This is a genomic window from Flavobacterium sp. 25HG05S-40 (assembly GCF_052654735.1).
Genome location: NZ_CP199750.1, coordinates 502,888 through 523,894 on the forward strand (window position 1 = coordinate 502,888; position 21,007 = coordinate 523,894).

The 21,007-nt window shown below is 37.0% G+C and carries 24 protein-coding genes and 2 tRNA genes; 7 read left to right on the forward strand and 19 right to left on the reverse strand.

Annotated elements, in window-relative coordinates:
- Positions 1-58: 58 nt before the first annotated feature.
- Both ACULEU_RS02080 and ACULEU_RS02085 read right to left on the reverse strand, forming a co-directional pair.
- Complete coding sequence (locus ACULEU_RS02080; RefSeq protein ID WP_445453803.1) at positions 59-589, reverse strand: RNA methyltransferase; 531 nt, start codon at positions 587-589, stop codon at positions 59-61.
- Between the two features lie 101 nt (positions 590-690).
- Positions 691-1,161: a DUF1573 domain-containing protein gene (locus tag ACULEU_RS02085; RefSeq protein WP_445453804.1), complete on the reverse strand. Its 471-nt coding sequence runs from the start codon at positions 1,159-1,161 to the stop codon at positions 691-693.
- A gap of 153 nt (positions 1,162-1,314) precedes the next feature.
- Here ACULEU_RS02085 and mutS point away from each other — a divergent pair, with 153 nt between their 5' ends.
- The 4 genes from mutS (at position 1,315) to ACULEU_RS02105 (ending at position 4,644) form a co-directional block, all read left to right on the forward strand.
- Positions 1,315-3,921 carry a DNA mismatch repair protein MutS gene (mutS, locus tag ACULEU_RS02090; RefSeq protein WP_445453805.1) on the forward strand — a complete coding sequence of 869 codons (2,607 nt, stop codon included), beginning with the start codon at positions 1,315-1,317 and terminating at the stop codon, positions 3,919-3,921.
- A gap of 144 nt (positions 3,922-4,065) precedes the next feature.
- A tRNA-Gly gene (locus tag ACULEU_RS02095) sits at positions 4,066-4,138 on the forward strand.
- Between the two features lie 12 nt (positions 4,139-4,150).
- Positions 4,151-4,236: transfer RNA gene (locus ACULEU_RS02100), tRNA-Leu, on the forward strand.
- A gap of 57 nt (positions 4,237-4,293) precedes the next feature.
- On the forward strand, positions 4,294-4,644 hold the full coding sequence (locus ACULEU_RS02105) for a DUF1508 domain-containing protein (protein WP_445454879.1): 351 nt from the start codon (positions 4,294-4,296) through the stop codon (positions 4,642-4,644).
- A 68-nt stretch (positions 4,645-4,712) separates the two neighbouring features.
- Here the strand turns inward: ACULEU_RS02105 and ACULEU_RS02110 are convergent, their stop codons facing one another.
- The 3 genes from ACULEU_RS02110 to ACULEU_RS02120 all read right to left on the reverse strand — a co-directional run bounded on the left by ACULEU_RS02110 (position 4,713) and on the right by ACULEU_RS02120 (position 8,513).
- On the reverse strand, positions 4,713-4,940 hold the full coding sequence (locus ACULEU_RS02110; protein ID WP_445453806.1) for a PG1828 family lipoprotein: 228 nt from the start codon (positions 4,938-4,940) through the stop codon (positions 4,713-4,715).
- Between the two features lie 158 nt (positions 4,941-5,098).
- Positions 5,099-7,240 carry a S46 family peptidase gene (locus ACULEU_RS02115; RefSeq protein WP_445453807.1) on the reverse strand — a complete coding sequence of 714 codons (2,142 nt, stop codon included), beginning with the start codon at positions 7,238-7,240 and terminating at the stop codon, positions 5,099-5,101.
- A gap of 37 nt (positions 7,241-7,277) precedes the next feature.
- Entirely contained in the window at positions 7,278-8,513 is a 1,236-nt protein-coding gene (locus tag ACULEU_RS02120; RefSeq protein WP_445453808.1) for a 3-deoxy-D-manno-octulosonic acid transferase, read from the reverse strand.
- 94 nt (positions 8,514-8,607) lie between these two features.
- Between ACULEU_RS02120 and ACULEU_RS02125 the strand changes: the two genes are divergently transcribed.
- Positions 8,608-9,738, forward strand: a complete 1,131-nt coding sequence (locus tag ACULEU_RS02125) for a DegT/DnrJ/EryC1/StrS family aminotransferase (protein WP_445453809.1) — start codon at positions 8,608-8,610, stop codon at positions 9,736-9,738.
- 90 nt (positions 9,739-9,828) lie between these two features.
- Entirely contained in the window at positions 9,829-10,842 is a 1,014-nt protein-coding gene (gene galE, locus ACULEU_RS02130; RefSeq protein WP_445453810.1) for a UDP-glucose 4-epimerase GalE, read from the forward strand.
- A gap of 49 nt (positions 10,843-10,891) precedes the next feature.
- Here galE and ACULEU_RS02135 read toward each other — a convergent pair whose 3' ends face one another.
- The 14 genes from ACULEU_RS02135 to ACULEU_RS02200 all read right to left on the reverse strand — a co-directional run bounded on the left by ACULEU_RS02135 (position 10,892) and on the right by ACULEU_RS02200 (position 20,270).
- On the reverse strand, positions 10,892-11,152 hold the full coding sequence (locus ACULEU_RS02135) for a hypothetical protein (protein ID WP_445453811.1): 261 nt from the start codon (positions 11,150-11,152) through the stop codon (positions 10,892-10,894).
- A gap of 5 nt (positions 11,153-11,157) precedes the next feature.
- Complete coding sequence (locus ACULEU_RS02140; protein ID WP_445453812.1) at positions 11,158-11,838, reverse strand: peptidoglycan DD-metalloendopeptidase family protein; 681 nt, start codon at positions 11,836-11,838, stop codon at positions 11,158-11,160.
- Positions 11,838-12,707 carry an ACP S-malonyltransferase gene (fabD, locus tag ACULEU_RS02145; RefSeq protein ID WP_445453813.1) on the reverse strand — a complete coding sequence of 290 codons (870 nt, stop codon included), beginning with the start codon at positions 12,705-12,707 and terminating at the stop codon, positions 11,838-11,840. The genes ACULEU_RS02140 and fabD overlap by 1 nt, the downstream gene beginning before the upstream one ends.
- A 47-nt stretch (positions 12,708-12,754) precedes the next feature.
- Positions 12,755-13,150, reverse strand: a complete 396-nt coding sequence (locus tag ACULEU_RS02150; RefSeq protein WP_445453814.1) for a hypothetical protein — start codon at positions 13,148-13,150, stop codon at positions 12,755-12,757.
- Positions 13,151-13,250: 100 nt separating this feature from the next.
- Complete coding sequence (locus ACULEU_RS02155) at positions 13,251-13,781, reverse strand: NADPH-dependent FMN reductase (protein ID WP_445453815.1); 531 nt, start codon at positions 13,779-13,781, stop codon at positions 13,251-13,253.
- A complete protein-coding gene (locus ACULEU_RS02160) occupies positions 13,781-14,008 on the reverse strand; it encodes a (4Fe-4S)-binding protein (protein WP_445453816.1) in 228 nt (75 codons plus the stop codon). The genes ACULEU_RS02155 and ACULEU_RS02160 overlap by 1 nt, the downstream gene beginning before the upstream one ends.
- A 1-nt stretch (position 14,009) precedes the next feature.
- Entirely contained in the window at positions 14,010-14,417 is a 408-nt protein-coding gene (locus ACULEU_RS02165; RefSeq protein ID WP_445453817.1) for an OsmC family protein, read from the reverse strand.
- Between the two features lie 53 nt (positions 14,418-14,470).
- On the reverse strand, positions 14,471-14,752 hold the full coding sequence (locus ACULEU_RS02170) for a GNAT family N-acetyltransferase (protein WP_445453818.1): 282 nt from the start codon (positions 14,750-14,752) through the stop codon (positions 14,471-14,473).
- Between the two features lie 11 nt (positions 14,753-14,763).
- The gene (locus ACULEU_RS02175; RefSeq protein ID WP_445453819.1) at positions 14,764-15,480 is read right to left on the reverse strand and encodes a pirin family protein; all 717 of its coding nucleotides are present in this window, start codon (positions 15,478-15,480) and stop codon (positions 14,764-14,766) included.
- 78 nt (positions 15,481-15,558) lie between these two features.
- A complete protein-coding gene (locus ACULEU_RS02180; RefSeq protein ID WP_445453820.1) occupies positions 15,559-16,134 on the reverse strand; it encodes a Crp/Fnr family transcriptional regulator in 576 nt (191 codons plus the stop codon).
- Between the two features lie 80 nt (positions 16,135-16,214).
- Positions 16,215-16,556 (reverse strand): DUF6370 family protein, encoded by a 342-nt coding sequence (locus ACULEU_RS02185; protein ID WP_445453821.1) that lies wholly within the window; start codon positions 16,554-16,556, stop codon positions 16,215-16,217.
- A gap of 3 nt (positions 16,557-16,559) precedes the next feature.
- Positions 16,560-17,723: a formate-dependent phosphoribosylglycinamide formyltransferase gene (gene purT / locus ACULEU_RS02190; protein WP_445453822.1), complete on the reverse strand. Its 1,164-nt coding sequence runs from the start codon at positions 17,721-17,723 to the stop codon at positions 16,560-16,562.
- Between the two features lie 206 nt (positions 17,724-17,929).
- Positions 17,930-19,117 carry a pyridoxal phosphate-dependent aminotransferase gene (locus tag ACULEU_RS02195; protein WP_445453823.1) on the reverse strand — a complete coding sequence of 396 codons (1,188 nt, stop codon included), beginning with the start codon at positions 19,115-19,117 and terminating at the stop codon, positions 17,930-17,932.
- Positions 19,118-19,175: 58 nt separating this feature from the next.
- Positions 19,176-20,270: a fatty acid desaturase family protein gene (locus ACULEU_RS02200; protein WP_445453824.1), complete on the reverse strand. Its 1,095-nt coding sequence runs from the start codon at positions 20,268-20,270 to the stop codon at positions 19,176-19,178.
- A 107-nt stretch (positions 20,271-20,377) separates the two neighbouring features.
- Between ACULEU_RS02200 and rsmG the strand changes: the two genes are divergently transcribed.
- Entirely contained in the window at positions 20,378-21,007 is a 630-nt protein-coding gene (rsmG, locus tag ACULEU_RS02205; RefSeq protein WP_445453825.1) for a 16S rRNA (guanine(527)-N(7))-methyltransferase RsmG, read from the forward strand.

Genomic DNA, 21,007 nt, shown 5'->3' on the forward strand with positions numbered 1-21,007 from the left:
TAAAGTTAAAGAAAATGAAATTTGAAGAATTAAAAAAAATGCTAAATTCTATGATAAATTAACACAACATCTTTTTAAAAAAATCCCAAACTACAATACCTGCACTGACCGAAATGTTGAGGGAGTGTTTAGTTCCTAATTGCGGAATTTCGATGGTTCCATCACAAAGTTCAATCGCTTTCTGTGAAACTCCGTACACTTCGTTACCAAAAACCAAAGCATATTTTTTATTATTCTCTGTTTTAAAGTCTTGCAGAAATATAGAGTTTTCAACCTGTTCAACAGCAAACACCGCTACATTCTCTTTTTTTAGACTTTCAATTACATTTAGAATATTTTCGTTGTATTCCCAAGCTACTGTATCGGTAGCTCCTAGAGCAGTTTTATGAATTTCTTTATTTGGTGGAACGGCAGTTATGCCGCAGAGATATATTTTTTCAACCAAAAAGGCATCTGAGGTTCTGAAAACTGAGCCGATATTGTTCAAGCTTCTAATATCATCAAGAATAATTATTAAAGGAGTTTTTGCGGCTTCTTTAAAATCTTCTACCGATTTCCTTTCTAATTCGCTATTTTCAAGTTTACGCATATTTTAATCTTATATTAGAAACCATGATTCTTGGAAGGCAAAGATATTCAAAAAAAAAGTCCCGAAAAATCGAGACTTTCATGAATTATAATTAAGGGATATTAGCTTTTAGTTGGAGCAGCAGCATCAGCTGGAGCAGCAGGTAATACAGTTCCTTTAATAGTAAGAACTTTAGTTTCCTGTCCTGTAGCGTTAGATTTTACGGTAACTGTTTTAGTGAATGGACCTGGTCTGTTAGTGTCGTACTTTACACCAATTGCACCTTTTGCTCCAGGAGCAATCTCTCCTTCTGGTTTAGAAGGTACTGTACAACCACAAGAACCTTGTGTGCTTTCAATTGTAAGTGGTTTAGTCCCGTTGTTTACAAATACAAATTCTCTTTTCCCATCTGCGTTGTGAGGAATTGTACCATAATCGATTGTTTCATTTTCGAAAACCATTCCAACACCATCAACTTTAGGAGTTTCAGATTTTGCTGGAGTATCGGCTTTCTTAGTAGCTTTTTTTGCTTGAGCATTGCTAGTTGCGATACCGAATACAGTAATGGCAGCTAATAAAATAATTTTTTTCATTTTTATATAGTATTTAAGTTTCTGAGACAAATCTATTCAAAATTCAGAAAGTGGTTCTTTTTTTTGTCTTAAGGTTAAATTAATTTTTTTTAAGGCATTCTAATCAGTCTAAAATATTTAAATTCGCTTCCATTACAATCAATTCCAAATCCATTGGCAGCCAAAGAAACATCACCGAAAGAGACTCCGTTAATGAAACAATACAACGAGATAAAAAGAAAATATCCCGATGCGTGTTTGTTGTTTAGAGTGGGTGACTTTTACGAGACTTTTGGGGAAGATGCTATTCGTGCTTCCAAAATCCTGGGGATTGTTTTGACGAAACGCGGTGCGGGAAGTGAAACAGAAACCGCATTGGCTGGTTTTCCGCATCATTCTTTAAATACTTATTTACCCAAATTAGTTAAAGCGGGACTTCGGGTTGCCATTTGCGACCAATTAGAAGATCCTAAAATGACCAAAACTATAGTAAAGCGCGGTGTTACTGAATTGGTTACTCCTGGGGTATCGATGAATGATGAGGTTTTGCAGGCTCAATCTAACAATTTTTTAGCTTCAATTTATTTTGGGAAAAAGCAACTTGGTGTGTCTTTTTTAGATGTTTCTACTGGGGAGTTTCTAACGGCTCAGGGCAATGAAGAATATATTGATAAACTTTTGCAAAACTTCAATCCAAGTGAAGTGTTAATTCAAAAAAACAATAAAAATCAGTTTAAAGAGATTTTTGGTGAAAAGTTTAATGTTTTTTATTTAGAAGATTGGGTGTATAAAGAAGATTATGCTCAGGAAACGTTGAAAAATCATTTTCAAACCAATTCATTGAAAGGTTTTGGTGTCGAAGAATTGTTGGAGGGAATTATAGCATCGGGAGCAATTCTTTATTATTTATCCGAAACACAGCATAACAAAGTTCAGCACATAACCAACATTCAACGGATAGCCGAAGACGCATACATTTGGATGGATCGCTTTACTATTCGCAATCTCGAATTGTACCACAGTACTTCTCAAAATGCCGTTACACTTTTAGATGTTATTGATAAGACTCTTTCGCCAATGGGTTCTCGTTTGTTAAAACGCTGGTTGGCCTTGCCTCTAAAAGATATTCATAAAATCAGAAGCCGTCATGAAGTGGTTTCTTATTTGAAAGATAATGAAGCAATTTTTCAAAAGATACAATACCAGATTAAACAAATATCTGATTTAGAGCGTTTAATTTCTAAAGTGGCCACTGGTAAAATTGCTCCTCGCGAAGTTATCTATCTAAAAGAATCATTGGATGCCATAATTCCGATTAAGACCATTGCTTTAGAGAGCAAACAGGAAGCGGTTCGAATCATCGGCGATAGTTTACATGCGTGTGATTTGCTTCGCGAAAAAATAAAAACTACTTTAAATCAAGATGCACCGGTAGCTATCTCCAAAGGAAATGCTATTGCAGTTGGAGTTCATGCCGAATTAGATGAGTTGCGCAACATAGCCTTTTCAGGAAAGGAATTTTTAGAAGGTATTGAAAAACGGGAATCAGAAGCGACCGGAATCTCCTCCTTGAAGATTTCTTTCAATAATGTTTTTGGATATTACATAGAGGTTCGGAATACGCACAAAGATAAAGTTCCGGCAGAATGGATTAGAAAGCAAACCTTGGTAAATGCGGAAAGATATATTACCGAAGAACTCAAAGTATACGAGACCAAAATTCTAGGTGCTGAGGAAAAGATACATCAGATAGAAAGTCAGTTGTTTGAGCAATTGGTAAGCTGGATTTCTACGTATATAAAGCAAGTACAATTAAATGCTAGTTTGATAGCGCAACTGGATTGTCTAATATCTTTTGCACAATTGGCCATAGAAAACAATTATGTGTGTCCAATACTAGATGAAACCTTTGAACTGGAAATCATTAATGGGCGTCATCCGGTTATCGAAAAACAATTGCCTGTTGGTGTTCCGTATGTGCCTAATGATGTTTATCTCGATAGAGAAACGCAACAGCTTATTATGATTACTGGTCCTAATATGTCTGGTAAATCGGCAATATTGAGACAAACTGCCTTAATTGTTTTATTGGCGCAAATGGGAAGTTTTGTTCCGGCTGAAAAAGTGAGGATGGGTATTGTGGACAAAATTTTCACCAGAGTAGGTGCGAGCGATAATATTTCTATGGGCGAATCTACTTTTATGGTAGAGATGAACGAAACGGCCTCGATTTTAAATAATTTATCTGATAGAAGTTTGGTTTTACTAGATGAAATAGGACGAGGAACGAGTACTTATGACGGAATTTCAATTGCTTGGGCTATTGCTGAGTTTTTGCATGAAAATCCGGCTAGAGCAAAGACTTTGTTCGCCACACACTATCACGAACTTAATGAAATGACGGAGTTGTTACCGAGAATAAAAAACTATAATGTTTCTGTAAAAGAATTAAAAGATACCGTGCTTTTTATTAGAAAATTAGTGGCTGGAGGAAGTGCTCACAGCTTTGGTATTCATGTGGCTAAAATGGCGGGAATGCCGCAAACGGTAGTTCAGAAGGCGCAAAAGCTTTTGAAAAAACTCGAAAAGAATCATTCAAGCGAATCTCTAAGCGGTGTTAAATTAGCTAAGGACGAAATGCAATTGAATATCTTTAATCTTGACGATCCTTTATTAGAGGAAATCAGAGAGGATATTGTCAATTTAGACATCAATACTTTGACGCCAATAGAGGCTTTAATGAAATTAAATGAACTAAAAAGAATGCTTCAAAAAAAATAAATGTGTTAAATGAAATTTGGGTATCAGTTGGTTAAGGGTATTCAAATTTTTTTTCAAAAAAAACGTTTGTAATATTCAATTTTAATATTACATTTGCATCCGCAATACAGTAGATGTGTTGCAGTTCTGACAAATAATGATAATGCGAAAATAGCTCAGTTGGTAGAGCGCGACCTTGCCAAGGTCGAGGTCGCGGGTTCGAGCCCCGTTTTTCGCTCAACATCTATACGCTCGGATGGTGAAATTGGTAGACACGCTGGACTTAAAATCCAGTGAACAGCAATGTTCGTGCGGGTTCAAGTCCCGCTCTGAGTACAAAAGCTTCAAACTATGTTTGGGGCTTTTTTTGTTTTAATCGCCTTTACAATTTATATGGGAACTTTTGTTATCAGTAAACGATTGCATGATTGCTACAAGTTTGAGTTCGTTTCCCGTAAAGGGAAAACTATTTTTACGAGTAATAGTTATGAATTGAAATTTGAATGTGAGGAGGAAATTGAATTGCTAAAACAATCTGCTGAAAATTTCAACTTTATGAAGTTTAAAACCTCGCGAGGAAATTTTTTTTTCAAAATCATTTTGGAAGAGAAAAGTTTTGCCACAAGCAGAAAATATTCGACTGAACTAATGATGCTCAAGGGAATGGATGAAATAAGAAAGTATATTTCTAAAGCTGAAATCTTGGATTTCTCAAGTAGTGATGCGATCTTTGGAGATGCTTAACTGTATAAACGAAGAAAGCCACGCATGGCGTGGCTTTAAATCTTTAAAAAATTATTAGTGTTAACTAATTATTTTTTTACTTCTTCTTTAGCAGCTTCTACAGCTTCTCCAGCAGCTTCAACAGCAGCAGCAGCAGTATCAACAGCAGCAGCAGCAGTATCAACAGCAGCAGCAGCAGTGTCAATAGCTTCAACAGCAGTTGTGTCAGCAGCAGCAGCGTCAGTAGCCTCAGCTTGTTTACAAGATACTACAGTTAATGCAGCGATAACAGCTAAACTTAAAAATACTTTTTTCATCTTACTTAATTATAAAAGGTTAATTATTAATTCGAGGCAAAGATATAAATTTTTTAATAGGTTAAAATAAATTTTCAACTTTTTTTAAAAAACTAACATTTTACTTCGCTTTTTATTCTACAAAAATTGTGCCAAAAGCTAAATTAAAGTTAAAATAATTACTTTTTATTCTTAGGAGCAATGATTTTTAACTCTTTAATCAAATTTTCAGCTCCAGCAAACTTATCGATAATGAATAAAACATAACGAATATCTACCATAATATTCCTGCAAATTTCAGGAGAATAATAAATATCGCTCATGGTTCCTTCCCAAACTCTATCAAAATTCAAGCCAATCAGATTTCCGTCAGCATCTAGCGCTGGACTTCCAGAATTTCCTCCGGTTGTATGATTGGTTGCTATGAAATCTAAAGGCATTCTGCCATTGACTCCATATGGGCCATAGTCTTTTTTATTGTATAGGTCAATCAGTTTTTTAGAAACATCATATTCATAATCTCCAGGAATATATTTTTCAATGACACCGTCTAAATAGGAGAAAGGCTCATAGATTACGGCATCACTTGGTTTGTATCCTTTTATTTTGCCATACGTTACACGAAGGGTGCTGTTTGCATCAGGAAAAATTCTGCTTTTCGGAAACAATTCTAAAATAGCTTTCATGTAAGTTCGTTGTGTCGCAGCAATTTTTAAATTGATTTCATCGTGCTTTGGCGCTACATTTTTAAAGTGAGCATCCGCCATAGCTTTTGCTATTTGAAATCCTTTGTCGTTGTTTAATTTTTCCAATACAGATTTAGCATCGCCGGACAACAATTCTTTTACTTTTTCAAAACTTACTAAGCGCGAATTGGTGAAAACATCATTTGCCAAAGCTTCTGCATTACTATTTTCCAAAGATTTTGGTAGAAACTGTTTTGGGTATTTCTTGTTGTAAATGCCTATTAACTGCTCAAAAACTTTTTGATCTACGAGCGGATTGAATTCCTGATAAAACTCGCCCCAACCTGAAACCAAAACATTTCTTCTGTCGTTGAAAGCCTGTTCGCCTTTACTATTGTACAATTGTTCTAATTGATACAGTTTGTAACCTATAGATAGGATTTCGCCATTTCGTATAACCGTTTCATCCCAAAAAGCTTTAGCAAGAGCATAGTCTTTAATTTCTGCATAGTTTTTTTCGAAATCAGATAATAAGTTTCCGTATTCGGCTTGTTTTCCGGTTGCAGTCACTTTTTCTTGAAATTCTTTTTCGAATTTTTGTTTGGCCGCCACTGCATTAGCTCTTTTGAGTCCTTTCACCTCTCCCATCCATTTTTTCCAGGCATTAGCTATAGTGGCATTTTTTGCAGCGTACTGAATTTTGATAGAATTGTCTTTACGCATAAAGCCGTCCTGAACTTTTAAAGTCACATCGCGAAGTTCAATTTTAGTGGGGTCGATAAGGGTTACAATTTGATCTACCGCATAAGAGGGAAGGTATTCCTGAGTTGTTCCTGGATAACCCATAACCATTGTGAAGTCGTTTTCTTTTAGTCCTTTTATAGAAATTGGGAAAAAATATTTGGGTTTGTAAGGTACATTTTCCGTGGAATATTCAGCCGGACGGTTGTTTTTGTCGGCATAAATTCGGAACAATGAAAAATCACCAGTGTGTCTTGGCCAAACCCAGTTATCAGTAACATCGCCAAACTTTCCAATAGAACTTGGCGGCGCACCAACCAAACGGATGTCTTTGTAAGTTTCCATCACAAAAAGCAAGTATTGGTTGCCGTAATAAAAGGCTCTGATAAGATTATCTTGCCATGCTTCTTTGGGAGATGTTTTGCTAAGATTGATTATGTTTTCCTGAATTTTCTTTTGTTTTTCTGCTTCCGTCAGAGAAGTAGTTCCGTCTAAAATGGTAGAAGTCACATCTTCAATGCGCACTACAAACGAAACAACCATGCCTTTATTAAGTAATTCGTCTTCCATTTTATAAGCCCAAAAACCATCAGTGATATAGTCGTGTTCTACGCTAGAATGGTTTTGTATGGCATCAAATCCGCAATGGTGATTGGTTAAAATCAATCCGTTAGGCGAAATCACTTCAGAAGTACAGCCGCCGTTAAAATGAGGAACAGCATCTTTTAAACTTGATTTGTTAATCGAGTAAATTTCTTCGGCAGTAATTTTCATGCCAAGGCTTTTCATTTCGCTCTCATTCATGCCCTTTAATAGCGAAGGAATCCACATGCCACCTTGCTGGGCAGTAACTTGTACAAAAACAAATAAGAATAGGAATTTAAAAAATTTCATAGGATTATTATTTAAGGATGTAGGTATTCTTTTTATACTAATTGTTACTAATATGTTTCAAAATAACAGCTGTCGCACCTTTATTCATTTGTACAAATGTCGAGCAGATATGCCCTTTTTCATGGCGGATGTCTTCATTCAAAATTAAATTCGAAAAGGCATCATTTAGTTCCGTTTGATTGGCAATGGAGATGCAACCTTCTTGATGCACCAAAGCCACAGCTTCGGCAAAATGAGAAAAATTTGGGCCAACGATAATTGGAATTCCGAACGTTGATGGTTCCAAAATATTGTGAACGCCGGGATTTCCAAATCCGCCACCAACATAAGCGATATCGGCATAACTATAGATTTTGGTCAAAATCCCAATAATGTCAACAATTAAAACATCATAAAAAGACAAATCCTTTTCTCCCTTCTCAGAAAACAAAATGGTTTTCTTTGAAATGGATTTTTTTAATTCCTGAATTTGTTCCGATTTTATGTTGTGCGGTGCGATGATGAATTTTACTTTTTCGGTGGTCTGATTGATATAATTAACCAATAAACTCTCGTCTTTTGGCCAAGAACTTCCGATGACAATGGTAGTGGTATTGTTTTTAAATTGATGAATAAAATCCAAAGAGTTATCCCGTTCCAAAATAGCTACCACTCGGTCAAAACGCGTATCTCCTGAAATTTTTACGTTGTCGAAGCCCAGTTGTTGCAACAATACTTTGGAACTTTCGTTTTGCACAAAAAAGTAATCGAAAGATTGCAATGCTTTCCTGTAAAAACCGCCATACCATTTGAAAAAGGCCTGGTCTTTCCTGAAAATTCCTGAAATTAGATAGGTTTTGATGTTGCCAATGCTCAATTCGTTAAGGTAATGGGGCCAATATTCGTATTTGATAAAGAAAACTAAATCAGGATGCGTGAGTTTTAAAAATTGTTTTGCATTTGATTTGGTGTCCAAGGGCAAATATACCGTAACATCAGCAATGGTATTGTTTTTACGAACTTCATAACCTGATGGTGAAAAGAATGTCAAGATGATTTTATGACTCGGATATTGTAGTTTGATTTGCTCCATCACCGGCAAACCTTGCTCAAACTCGCCCAAAGAAGCTGCATGAAACCAAATCGTCTTATCGTCAGTGGTAATTGTATGGGCTAAAGTTTCAAAAACCGTTTTTCTTCCTTCGACAAACAGCTTTATTTTGGGACTGAAAAAAGCCAACAATTTCACAACCTGCGAAGCTAAAATCATCAAAATGTTATACAGAAAAAGCATCCTCAAAAATTTGTTGCGCTAAAATACGTTTCTTTTATCGAACATCGAATTCTACTTCAGAATTTCTTACTTTTGTGACTCAAATTTCAGAAAGATGAAAAAAATTCAAATGGTTGACCTTAAAAGTCAATACGAAAAAATAAAAACCACAGTAGATGCTTCTATTCAGGAAGTTTTAGATACTACAACGTATATTAACGGTCCAAAAGTACACGAGTTTCAAAAAAATCTAGAGCAGTATTTAGATGTCAAACACGTCATTCCATGTGCTAACGGAACAGATGCTTTACAAATTGCGATGATGGGGTTGGGTTTGCAACCTGGAGACGAAGTGATCACAGCCGATTTTACGTTTGCGGCAACGGTTGAAGTCATCGCTTTACTTCAGCTTACACCGGTTTTGGTTGACGTTGATGTTGTCAATATGAATATTTCTATTGATGCAATAAAAAAAGCCATTACTCCAAAAACAAAAGCCATCGTTCCTGTTCATTTGTTCGGAAGAGCTGCGAATATGGAAGCCATTATGCGAATCGCCAAAGAACATAATCTTTATGTAATCGAAGATAATGCCCAGGCAATCGGAGCCAATTGTAAATTTTCTGATGGTACTAAAAAGAAGGCCGGAACCATTGGACATGTATCCTCGACATCATTTTTCCCTTCTAAAAATTTAGGATGTTATGGTGACGGTGGTGCGATTTTTACCAATGATGATGCTTTGGCGCATACCATTCGAGGAATCGTGAATCACGGAATGTATGTTCGTTATCATCACGATGTGGTTGGTGTGAATTCAAGATTAGATAGTATTCAGGCAGCGGTTCTTGATGCAAAATTGCCATTATTGGATAGTTATAATAAAGCAAGACAAAATGCAGCGCGCAAATATTCGTCCGCTTTCGAAGGTCACAAAAACATTATTGCACCTTCTATTTGTGACATCTGTGATTGCCACGTTTTTCATCAATATACACTCCGAATTATTGATGCCGATAGAGATGCGTTGATGCAGCATTTGTTAGATAAAGGAATTCCATGTGCCATTTATTACCCAATTCCGTTGCATTCACAAAAAGCTTATGCTGATTCAAGATACAAAGAAGAAGATTTTCCGGTAACCAATCAATTAGTGAAAGAAGTGATTTCATTGCCAATGCATACGGAATTAGACGATGAACAAATACAATTTATAACAGATAGCGTTTTAGAATTTTTAAAATAAAGAGAGTAGAGTATAGAAAATAGAATAAAGACTTTCTGGAGTTGCAGTTTCTTTTTTCTTTGCTCTTTTTTCTGTTTTCTCCAAAATATTATGAAGATAGTAGTAACTGGTGGTTTAGGATTTATTGGTTCACATACGGTTGTTGAACTACAAAATGAAGGTTTTGAAGTTATCGCTATTGACAATCTTTCTAATTCATCCATCGAGGTTCTTGACGGAATTGAAAGAATAACAGGGAAAAAGCCATTATTTGAGCATATTGATTTAAGAGAAAAAGCTGCGGTACAAGATTTCTTTAAAAAAAATAATGACATTGCTGGTGTAATTCATTTTGCAGCTTCTAAAGCAGTTGGCGAAAGTGTAGAAAACCCGCTGTTGTATTACGAAAACAACCTTAATTCGTTGGTTTATATTTTACAGGAATTGACTAATCTGCCAACGGCGAACCTTATTTTTAGTTCTTCATGTACCGTTTATGGTCAAGCCGAAAAAATGCCGATTACCGAAGATGCTACAATTCAACCTGCCATGTCTCCGTATGGAAATACGAAGCAAATTGGTGAAGAAATCATTTTTGATGTTGCTCAAGTGACCAACCTTAATTCGGTTTTGCTGCGTTATTTCAATCCGATAGGAGCCCATCCAAGTGCCGAAATAGGAGAGTTACCACTCGGAGTTCCACAGAACTTAGTTCCTTTTATTACACAAACAGCTTTTGGATTACGAAAGGAATTAGCCGTTTTCGGAAATGATTATCCCACAAATGACGGAACGTGTATTCGTGATTATATCCATGTAGTTGATTTAGCCAAAGCTCACGTAATTGCTTTACAACGTTTGCTACAAAAACAAAATCAGGAAAAAGTAGAAATCTTCAATTTGGGAACCGGAACCGGAAGTTCGGTTTTGGAAGTCATAACTGCTTTTGAAAAAGTTTCCGGACGAAAAGTACCCTATAAAGTTGTACCCAGACGAAGCGGTGATGTAATTACTGCATATGCCAATACGGATAAGGCCAACAATGTTTTAGGATGGAAAGCTCAATTTACACTTGAAGACGCATTGGGTTCGGCTTGGAAATGGGAGCAGAAAGTTAGAAGCTAAACTCTAAGTATACCACATAAAAAAGGTCTCAATTGAGACCTTTTTCTTTTTATTTCTTTACGGATTCTTTTAGTTTTTTCGCAGCTTCTTCAATTTTATCAGCACTTTTTATTTTAGCGCTATCTATTTTTGATTTGGCTTTATCTTTTAAAGTATCCAATTTTGCTTCAGCTTTTATTTTCGCCGAGTCGATGGTTGCAGTAACTTCTTCTTTAACGGCATCTTTTGCTTCGTCTAATTTTTCTTTGGTCTTGTCTTGGCAGGAGGACAGAAAAGCCATTAAGGCTAATGATAACATTACTTTTCTCATGATATTCATAATTTGATTTTTAATAACAAATTCGGATCTGGACAATTGGCCAAATAAAAAGCCAGTTTTTTTGAATTGCAGACTCCAGGATAATCACCAACTTTATTTTCCATATCAATAATGATTTGGAAATGCAAATGCGGCGCATAATCTCCATTAATTGGTGGCAAACCTAAATTGGCGATGTGTTGTCCTTTCTTTACAAAGTTACCAATTTTTTTGTCTTCTAAACTATCCAAACTCAAATGACCGTACAAAGTATGAAACGTAAAATTTTCTATTTGATGTTTCAAAATTAGTGTCGGGCCATAATCGCCAAGAGAGTCGTTGTTTTGATAGCTGTGAATCGTTCCATCCAAAGCGGCATAAATCGGAGCAGATTCGTTTATCCATAAATCCAAACCAATATGAATATTGCGTTCATCAGTGTCGTGATTCTTGAAAACGGTGCTTCTTTGGTATAAATTTCGATGTTCCTGATAACCTCCAAAAGCAATTTTTGCCTGATGATTGTCTAAATATTCCTGAATGTAATTTACGTAATCTCTCGAAGTTTCCAGTTTTTGTTTGGACAAATTTACATTCGTGACAGACAAATCCAAAGGCACATAATCCTCATAATCGATGGTGTTGGAAAGGACTTTAGCAGATTCAATTTCGCTTAAGATTTCGAGTATATCTTTCATTAAGCCGAAATCGTTTCTACCTCTTTGTCAATTTTATTTACTAATCCAACCAAAACTTTTCCTGGTCCCACTTCTGTAAAGCTTGTGGCTCCGTCTTGTATCATTTGCTGCACCGATTGTGTCCATCTTACAGGAGCAGTCAATTGAATGATTAGGTTTTTCTTGATTTCATTGGCATCAGAAACTGCATTTGCAGTTACGTTTTGATATACTGGGCACGATGGAACATTAAAATTTGTTGCTTCAATAGCCGCAGCCAATTCTTCTCTAGCGGGTTCCATCATTGGCGAATGAAAAGCGCCACCAACAGGTAAAATTAAGGCGCGTTTAGCACCAGCTTCTTTCATTTTTTCACAGGCAATTTCTACGGCTTTATATTCTCCTGAAATCACTAATTGTCCGGGGCAATTGTAGTTAGCTGCTACCACAACTCCGTCTATAGAAGCGCAAATATCTTCAACAATTTTGTCGTCTAAATTTAAAACGGCTGCCATTGTAGATGGAGTAATTTCACAGGCTTTTTGCATTGCTAAAGCACGTTGAGAGACTAATTTTAGTCCGTCCTCAAAAGACAAAGCGCCATTCACAACCAAAGCCGAAAATTCTCCTAAAGAATGTCCCGCTACCATATCGGGTTTAATGTCCAAGGTTTTTGCCAAAATAACGGAATGTAAAAAAACGGCGGGCTGAGTTACTTTCGTTTCTTTTAATTCTTCTGCAGTACCTTCAAACATGATATCAGTAATTCGGAAGCCTAAAATCTCGTTGGCTTTTTCAAAAAGTTCTTTTGCCGCAGCGGAGTTTTCATATAAATCCTTACCCATTCCGGTAAATTGTGCCCCTTGTCCTGGAAATACGTATGCTTTCATCTTAATGTTTTATTGTTTTTATGGATTTGAGTATCCTAAATACTCTTTTAGTTTGCTTCAACGGTATAGGTTACTTCTCCGGATGAACTTCCTCCGGGAGGAACATCAATAGTATAGGAAGCTTTAGGCTGATTGTCGACTAAAATTTTCAACACATATTGCTTGTTGGCACTAGTCGCATTATTTGCAGCCACTTCAAGTTTAGCGTCAAATGGCAGTAGATTAACATTCAATGTCCTTGAATCACCTCCGCCGTTACCAAAATCGCTAAGGTTCGTTACCGTTATAGAACCACCACCCACAATGTTATACTTTATTTGTGTAATTGAATTGTCAAATCCACTGATTTGATACTTCACCTTTGCTAAAGGATCATCATTTGTACATGATGAAAGCAGCATGGATAATACTAAAACAAGGAGTAGGGCTTTTAAGCTTCTCATAAATAGGATATTTAAGGTTAATCGTGTTTTGCCCAATAGGGCTGAGCAAATTTAAAAGAATAATTAAAACAATATTGTCTTGAATGCTAAAAATATCATTTTATAGCTCGATTGAATCTATAATTTCAAGGAGATTTTCTTTCAGCTCTTCATTGCTGATATTTCCTTTTTCAGTATCAAAATTTTCATTAAAACTTGGCAATGAAAAGCTGGCTTTCACTTCAGCGCCTTGAAACGGAAATCTTTTAGTCGCAATGTCTAATACACTGCTGCCACCTCGAGCTCCCGGAGATGTTGCCAAAAGTAACATAGGCTTTTGCTGAAAGGTCTTGTTGTTAATTCTTGACGCCCAATCCAAAGTGTTTTTAAAGGCTGAGGAATAGGCTCCGTTGTGTTCAGCCAACGATAGCACAATGAAATCAGCGGTTCCGATTTTGTCATAAAAGGCCTGTGCTAAATGGTGAATTCCATCTTCTTTTTCTTTGTCTACAGAAAACACCGGCATTTCATAGTCATTTAAATCTAATACTTCTACAGATGCATTGGGAAACAGACTCGCGGCATAAACAGCCAATTGTTTGTTGATGGAATTTTTGCTTGACGAACCGCCAAAAGCGATGATTTTTTTCATTATTTATTGTTCATGTAATACGTTAAAGCTCCCGAAGGACATTTTTGTATGGTTTCGATAATTTTATCTGTTGAAGAACCTTCAGGGGTTATCCAAGGTTTTTCTTTTGGTTTGAAAACATCCGGATTGTTTTTTACGCAATTGGCAGAGTGAATGCATTTCCCCGATTGCCAAACTATGGTCACTTCGCCATTGGTATATTCTTTGGTAAGGTCTTTTGGATCCATATTATAGGGTGGTGTTGATGGATATTTTGTTTTTAAGGATTTTAGAGATCGGACATTTTTCTGCAATCAACAGTAATCGTTCTTTTTGTTCCTCACTGATGTTGGAAGGGAAAGTAATAACTCTTGAAATACTAGTCTCTAAGTCCGGATTCAATTCTTGCGCGAGATTTAAAGAGATGCTAATTTCCGGAATATCCCAATCTTTCCTGTCAATATACATGCGTAGCGTAGACAAAGTGCAACCAGCCAAAGATGCCAAGAACGTTGAAAATGGGTCAGGTCCGATATTTTGTCCGCCAACATTTTCAGGTTCGTCCATCAACAAGGTACCGTTGCGCCAAGAAATAGTACATAGGTATTTTTGTTTGCCGATTTTTCCCTCTACGTTATTTTCTAAAAGATTTGCCATATTATTTTTAAATAAAACCTGCAAAATTATGCTATTCTACAGGTTAGTTATTATTATAAAACGTCTCTAAATTCGGGTACTTTGTCAAAAACACTTTTTGCAAAAGGGCAAAGAGGAATGATTTTGATGCTGATTTCTCGAGCATATTCGACAGCTTTAGTCACCATTTTTTTTCCGAAACCTTTGCCTTCATTTCCGGGTTTCACTTCCGTATGATCGATGATGATTTTGTCTTCGCCTGCAAAAACAAAGGTCATCATAGCTTCGTGTTTGCCCTCTACATCAATATAAAAAAAGCCGTTTTTATCATTGATTTTTAATTGTACTTCGGTCATAATACTACTGTTTATTGAATCATAGGAACTTCCATTAACAACACTTCAGCATCCGAAGTAGCTTCGAAAGTTAAGTGATCAAAATCAGTTATTCCCAAACCATCACGTTGTTCTAATGCTTGCCCGTCTACTTTTACGCTTCCTTTGATTACAAAAACATACAAACCGTTGCCCTCTTTTTTGCGATTGTAATTGATACTAGTTCCTTTGTCTAAATTTCCCATGTGAAACCAAGCATCTTGGTGAATCCAAACTCCGGCATCATCAGCATTTGGTGACAAAACCTGTTGGAATTTATTGTGTCTATCGGTAGTGTCTAATGTAATTTGTTGGTAACGAGGTTCCACATTTCTTGTTTTTGGAAATACCCAAATCTGCAACAGATTCGTTCTTTTATCGTGATTTGGGTTGAATTCTGAGTGTTGAATTCCGGTTCCGGCACTCATTACCTGAACGTCTCCAAACTTAATCACTTCGGTATTGCCCATACTGTCTTTATGCGCCAAATCTCCTTCTAATGGAATAGTTATAATTTCCATGTTATCGTGAGGATGTGTCCCGAATCCCATGCCTGGAGCTACAATATCATCGTTTAAAACTCGGAGTACGCCAAATTGAACCCGGTTTGGGTCATAGTAACTAGCGAAGCTAAAAGTATGATGTGCATTTAACCAACCGTGATCTGCATGTCCGCGTGTGTTTGCTTTGTGTACCACTGTATTTTTCATAATGTTTAAATTTAGTAATTATTATGATACAAATTTACAGCGACTACTTGGAGTGGGCACTTAATGTAGATTAAGATATTATTTTTTAAGCATTTTGCTTTTCATCTTACTAAAGAATTCTGGCGTTACACCAATATAGGATGCGATTTGTTTTTGAGGTACACGCTGAATAATAGTTGGGTATCGTTTACAGAATTTGTCAAAACGTTCTTCAGCGGTTAGGCTTAGGTTGTCCATCAATCGTTCCTGATGCGCTACGAGGGAGTTTTCAGTGAGAATTCTGAAAAATCGTTCCAATTTGGGGATTTCAAAGTAGAGTTGCTCCTGATTTTCTTTGGATAATAAAACGACATCAGCATCTTCTAAAACTTCGATGAAGAGATTTCCCGGTTTTTGGGATAGTAAGCTATACATGTCGCCAATCCACCAACCTTCGCAGGCAAAACTTAAAACATGTTCAACGATATTGTCGTTAATCGTAAAACTTCTGAGCAAACCCGAATTGACGAAATAGGAGTATTTACAAACTTCTCCGGCATTAAGAATTATGGTTTTGGCTTTGTAGTTTCGGGTTTCAATTTTAGAGATTAGCAACAGCTGCTCTTCTTGCGTTAATGCAATGTGTTTAGAAATGTTTTGTAGTATCATGCTCATATTTCAAAAATACAATAAAAGTTGCTGAAACTGAAGCATAAAAAAATCGGTCTCATTATAAAATGAGACCGATTTATATTTTAGTGATTGTGTCCTTTGTGAGGATCATGTCCTTCAACAGGTAGTAACTTGAATGAGGTTGCTACGAAGCGGTCGTTTTTAACTTCACCTACAACTTCTGCTTTTCGGATAGTGGAACACATACCGTCAGCGGCGTGAGCATCGCCATGGTGATTGATGTCCGCTCCGTCCACGAAATAGGTTTTTCCGTCTATGCGAACTGCTGTATCACAACCCGCTTTGCCTTTCATTCCGAATTGGCATTGACCACAGGAAGCTTCTACGATTTGAGTTTTTAGCTTTTCCTGAGCATTTACGGATAGGCAAACAAAAAGGAAAAGGATTGAAATTACTTTCTTCATAATCTATAAATTTACGGTTATTAATTTTACTGTTTCTTTTGCTCTTTCAACTAGTCCTTCAATAGATGTTCCGAGGGAATCATTCGTTAAAACAACTCCCATTCTTCTGTAAGGTCTTGAAGTTGGCTTCCCAAAGATACGAAAATCAGTTTTAGGTAAGGCCGCTACTTTCGAAATTCCCGAAAAAGTAGGTTGATTGGAATCGCCATTGGCTAAAATCACGGCACTAGCACCAGCTTTCTCCAGCGTAATTTCAAAAATTGGCAAACTTAAAACAGCGCGTAAGTGCAATTCAAATTCGTTGAAATTTTGGGTTCCCGCTAAAGTTACCATTCCGGTATCGTGTGGTCTTGGAGACAATTCTGAGAAATAAACGCCTTCATCAGTGAGGAAAAATTCTACGCCAAATAATCCTGCTCCTCCAAGAGCTTCGGTTACTTTTTCGGCCATATACTGAGCTTCAAACAAATCCTTGTCAGAAACATGTGCCGGTTGCCAACTTTCTTGATAATCACCACGTTCCTGACGGTGTCCAATAGGAGCACAGAACAGTGTTGGGTTATTATTTTGGGTAACGGTCAACAAGGTGATTTCGGAATTGAAGTTGACAAAGGCTTCAATAATGACTTCTACGATATCGCCACGCGAACCTTCTTCGGCATAACGCCATGCTTTTTCAATATCGGCTTCGGTTTTAATGGTGGATTGTCCTTTCCCGGAAGAGCTCATCAAAGGTTTCACTACACAGGGAATTCCGACTTCGGCAACCGCTTTTTGTAATTCTGAGGCAGAAGTCGCATAGCGATAATTGGCGGTTCGTAAACCTAATTCTTTGGATGCTAAATCACGGATGGCTTTTCGGTTCATCGTAAAGTTGGCTGCTTTGGCAGAAGGTACCACCGTGATGCCTTGTTTTTCGTACTCGTAAAACCGTTCGGTGCGAATGGCTTCAATTTCGGGGACGATAAAATCGGGTTGGTGTTTGGCTACGATACGATCTAGTGCGGCACCATCGAGCATATTGATGACTTCAAAGCCGTGAGCTACTTGCATGGCCGGAGCGTTTTCATAGCTATCGACAGCAATTACGGTTTGTCCGATGCGTTGTGCTGCAATAACGAATTCTTTTCCTAATTCGCCCGAACCGAGTAAAAGTATTTTTGACATGGTATAAAGATATAGTTGTATTGTATAATTATTTGCGTTAGGGATTGCAGAGGAAATCCTTTTGTTTTTGTGAAAACGCCCTCGACTGCGCTCGGGATGACAAAACAAAAGATTGCAACGGAAAGCCCGACCTGAAAGGTAACGCCCTACTTCGACTGCGCTCAGTATGACAAAAAAAGCCCCAAGTTTCCTTGAGGCATTATGTTTTATGCTAGTGCTTCCTTGATTCTTTTGAAGGCTTCTGTTAATTGGTCTTCGCTGGTGGCATAGGAAAGGCGGATGCAATTGGGGTTGCCGAAAGCGTCACCAGTAACTGTCGCTACGTTGGCTTCGGATAATAAATACATCGAGAAATCATCGGCGTTTGCAATAAATTTTCCGCGTAATGTTTTGCCGAAATACGAAGAAACATCTGGGAAAAGATAGAAGGCACCTTCCGGAATATTGATTTTAAAACCGGGAATATCTTTGGCTAGACCTACTACTAAGTCTCTGCGGTTTTTGAAAGCGGAGACCATCTCGTTTAGTACATTTGGATTGGCATCAACAGCGGTAATTGTAGCTCTTTGCGCTATAGAATTGGCTCCCGAAGTAACTTGTCCCTGCATTTTGGTGCACGCTTTGGCGATAAATTCGGGTGCTCCGATATACCCAATTCTCCAACCGGTCATGGCGAAAGCTTTGGCTACTCCGTTTACGGTAATTGTTCTGTCAAATAATCCCGGTATAGAACCGATACTACAGAATGTCCCTGAGAAATTGATGTGTTCGTAGATTTCGTCTGAAACGATATAGATGTTTGGATATTTTTCTAATACTTTACCAATGGCAGTCAGCTCTTCGCGGTTGTATACGGAGCCACTTGGGTTACAGGGTGAACTGAACCACATCATTTTGGTTTTGGGCGTGATGGCTTTTTCTAATTGCTCGGCCGTCATTTTAAAATCGGTTTCTACCGAAGTAGGTACTTCCACTGGAATTCCGCCCGATAATTTGATAATTTCATAATAGGAAACCCAATACGGCGCTGGTAAAATTACTTCATCACCATCATTCAGCATTACTTGGGCAATATTATACAGCGATTGTTTGGCGCCTGTAGATACTACAATATTGGAAGGTTTGTAGTCTAAGTTATTGTCGCGTTTGAATTTTCGGCAGATGGCTTCTTTTAATTCTACGTAACCATCAACCGGCGTGTAGGTGCTGTAATTTTCATCAATTGCCTTTTTTGCAGCTTCTTTGATGAAATCGGGTGTGTTAAAGTCGGGTTCTCCCAAACTTAAACTGATGATGTCTTTTCCTTGGGCTTTTAATTCTCTTGCCAATGCTGCCATGGCAAGGGTTTGTGAGGTAGATAAATTATTGATTCTGTCCGATAAAATAGTAGTCATGCTGATGTGTGATTTATGTTAAATGAAAAACGCCACTACGGGCGTCTTTACAAATGTTTTATGTTAATTGAGGTTGTCTTCCCAGTTCTTTCAAATGGCGGAAATGCGAGAGAATTGCTGCTCTGGTTGTTTTGAATTCGTAGTAAGGAAGTTCACATTCAGCGGCAGTTTGCTTTACAATCTCAGCGATTTTTCCATAATGAATATGGCTAATATTTGGAAATAAATGGTGCTCTACCTGATGGTTCAAGCCTCCGGTGTAATAGTTTACCAACCAGTTTTTTGGTGCGAAATTAGCGGTAGTAAATAATTGATGTATAGCCCAAGTGTTTTCAATTTCGCCATTGTCATCTGGGATTGGATTATCTGTATCTTCCACTACGTGTGCCAATTGGAAAACAACACTTAAGATTACTCCAGCAGTGTAATGCATTACTAAAAATCCTAGTACAACTTTCCACCATGTAACGCCCAAAATTATTGGAATTACGATCCAAATAGAGAAGTAAATAATTTTGGTGATAATTAAAGTAGTCCAACGAATGACCGGTTTTTTGAATTCACCGTAAGATAAATTTCGTTTCAGATAGCGTTTCATCTGAAGAAAATCAGTAGTAATAGACCAATTGAATGTTAATAGTCCGTATAATAAAATGGAGTAATATTGTTGGAATTTATGAAAACGATACCATTTGGCTTCTTTTGTGAAACGCATGATTCTTCCTGCTTCTAAATCTTCATCATGGCCTAAAATATTAGTGTAAGTATGGTGTAATACATTGTGCTGAACCTGCCAATTGTAAACATTTCCGGCCAAAATGTATATGCTTCCGCCCATGATTTTATTAACCCATGATTTTGAGGAATATGCGCCGTGGTTTCCATCGTGCATAACATTCATTCCAACACCAGCCATTCCAATTCCTATTACTACATTGAACAAAAGATACGCCCAGATTGGCATTTGCATGGCCAGTAAAATAAAATAAGGTGTTAAGAAAATAGAGAACATCACGATTGTTTTCAGATGTAATTTCCAGTTTCCGGTTTTGTTTAAATTGTTTTCCTTAAAATAAGTATTGACTCTAGAATTTAACGTTCTGAAGAATTTTAAATTATCATTTTTAGAAAAAATAGGTGTTGTAGTACTCATAGTATGCGTTCAAATTTTGCTCAAAGATAAATATTATAATTTTTTAAAGATTATAAACAAATCATAATTATTAACCAAAAGCACTATTTTTGTTGAAAATTCAATTTATGGAAGAAATTATCAAACAATTCCCTAATCTTACTGAAAATCAAATACTACAGTTTCAAAAATTGGAAGCCTTGTATCAGGATTGGAATGCAAAAATCAATGTAATTTCCCGTAAGGATATTGATGAATTATATACAAAACACGTTTTACATTCGTTGGCCATAGTTAAAATCCAACCTTTTGAACCCGGAACGTACATTCTTGATGTTGGAACTGGCGGAGGTTTTCCCGGAATTCCATTGGCAATACTGTTCCCTGAAACGCGTTTTTACCTGATTGATGTTATTCAGAAGAAAATCAAGGTAGTGCAAGCGGTAGTTGATGCATTGGGACTAAAAAATGTCAAAGCTGAACAAATGCGTGCCGAAAATGTAAAAGGCGATTATGATTTCATAGTGAGTAGAGCTGTTACCAATATGCCCGACTTTGTTTCGTGGATTAAAGACAAAATCAAAAAGCAAAACAAGCACGAATTGCAAAACGGAATTCTGTATTTAAAAGGTGGTGATCTGACTGAAGAATTAAAAGATTTCCCCAAAGCAACCGAATACAATATTGCCGATTTCTTCACAGATGAGTTCTTTGAAACCAAGAAGGTTGTGCATTTGCCGTTAAAGTTTAAAGCATAA

What these genes read in the sequence shown, in the direction of transcription:
- ACULEU_RS02165 (WP_445453817.1), bottom strand. Translation starts at nt 14,417, where the DNA reads ATGGCAAATCTTTTAGAAAATAACGTAGAGGGAAAAATCGGCAAACAA.
- ACULEU_RS02175 (WP_445453819.1), bottom strand. Translation starts at nt 15,480, where the DNA reads ATGAAAAATACAGTGGTACACAAAGCAAACACACGCGGACATGCAGAT.
- ACULEU_RS02135 (WP_445453811.1), bottom strand. Translation starts at nt 11,152, where the DNA reads ATGAGAAAAGTAATGTTATCATTAGCCTTAATGGCTTTTCTGTCCTCC.
- rsmG (WP_445453825.1), top strand. Translation starts at nt 20,378, where the DNA reads ATGGAAGAAATTATCAAACAATTCCCTAATCTTACTGAAAATCAAATA.
- ACULEU_RS02125 (WP_445453809.1), top strand. Translation starts at nt 8,608, where the DNA reads ATGAAAAAAATTCAAATGGTTGACCTTAAAAGTCAATACGAAAAAATA.
- purT (WP_445453822.1), bottom strand. Translation starts at nt 17,723, where the DNA reads ATGTCAAAAATACTTTTACTCGGTTCGGGCGAATTAGGAAAAGAATTC.
- galE (WP_445453810.1), top strand. Translation starts at nt 9,829, where the DNA reads ATGAAGATAGTAGTAACTGGTGGTTTAGGATTTATTGGTTCACATACG.
- ACULEU_RS02080 (WP_445453803.1), bottom strand. Translation starts at nt 589, where the DNA reads ATGCGTAAACTTGAAAATAGCGAATTAGAAAGGAAATCGGTAGAAGAT.
- ACULEU_RS02170 (WP_445453818.1), bottom strand. Translation starts at nt 14,752, where the DNA reads ATGACCGAAGTACAATTAAAAATCAATGATAAAAACGGCTTTTTTTAT.
- ACULEU_RS02105 (WP_445454879.1), top strand. Translation starts at nt 4,294, where the DNA reads ATGGGAACTTTTGTTATCAGTAAACGATTGCATGATTGCTACAAGTTT.
- ACULEU_RS02115 (WP_445453807.1), bottom strand. Translation starts at nt 7,240, where the DNA reads ATGAAATTTTTTAAATTCCTATTCTTATTTGTTTTTGTACAAGTTACT.
- ACULEU_RS02110 (WP_445453806.1), bottom strand. Translation starts at nt 4,940, where the DNA reads ATGAAAAAAGTATTTTTAAGTTTAGCTGTTATCGCTGCATTAACTGTA.
- ACULEU_RS02160 (WP_445453816.1), bottom strand. Translation starts at nt 14,008, where the DNA reads ATGGATCCAAAAGACCTTACCAAAGAATATACCAATGGCGAAGTGACC.
- ACULEU_RS02195 (WP_445453823.1), bottom strand. Translation starts at nt 19,117, where the DNA reads ATGACTACTATTTTATCGGACAGAATCAATAATTTATCTACCTCACAA.
- ACULEU_RS02085 (WP_445453804.1), bottom strand. Translation starts at nt 1,161, where the DNA reads ATGAAAAAAATTATTTTATTAGCTGCCATTACTGTATTCGGTATCGCA.
- fabD (WP_445453813.1), bottom strand. Translation starts at nt 12,707, where the DNA reads ATGAAAGCATACGTATTTCCAGGACAAGGGGCACAATTTACCGGAATG.
- ACULEU_RS02200 (WP_445453824.1), bottom strand. Translation starts at nt 20,270, where the DNA reads ATGAGTACTACAACACCTATTTTTTCTAAAAATGATAATTTAAAATTC.
- ACULEU_RS02180 (WP_445453820.1), bottom strand. Translation starts at nt 16,134, where the DNA reads ATGAGCATGATACTACAAAACATTTCTAAACACATTGCATTAACGCAA.
- ACULEU_RS02140 (WP_445453812.1), bottom strand. Translation starts at nt 11,838, where the DNA reads ATGAAAGATATACTCGAAATCTTAAGCGAAATTGAATCTGCTAAAGTC.
- ACULEU_RS02185 (WP_445453821.1), bottom strand. Translation starts at nt 16,556, where the DNA reads ATGAAGAAAGTAATTTCAATCCTTTTCCTTTTTGTTTGCCTATCCGTA.
- ACULEU_RS02150 (WP_445453814.1), bottom strand. Translation starts at nt 13,150, where the DNA reads ATGAGAAGCTTAAAAGCCCTACTCCTTGTTTTAGTATTATCCATGCTG.
- ACULEU_RS02120 (WP_445453808.1), bottom strand. Translation starts at nt 8,513, where the DNA reads ATGCTTTTTCTGTATAACATTTTGATGATTTTAGCTTCGCAGGTTGTG.
- ACULEU_RS02155 (WP_445453815.1), bottom strand. Translation starts at nt 13,781, where the DNA reads ATGAAAAAAATCATCGCTTTTGGCGGTTCGTCAAGCAAAAATTCCATC.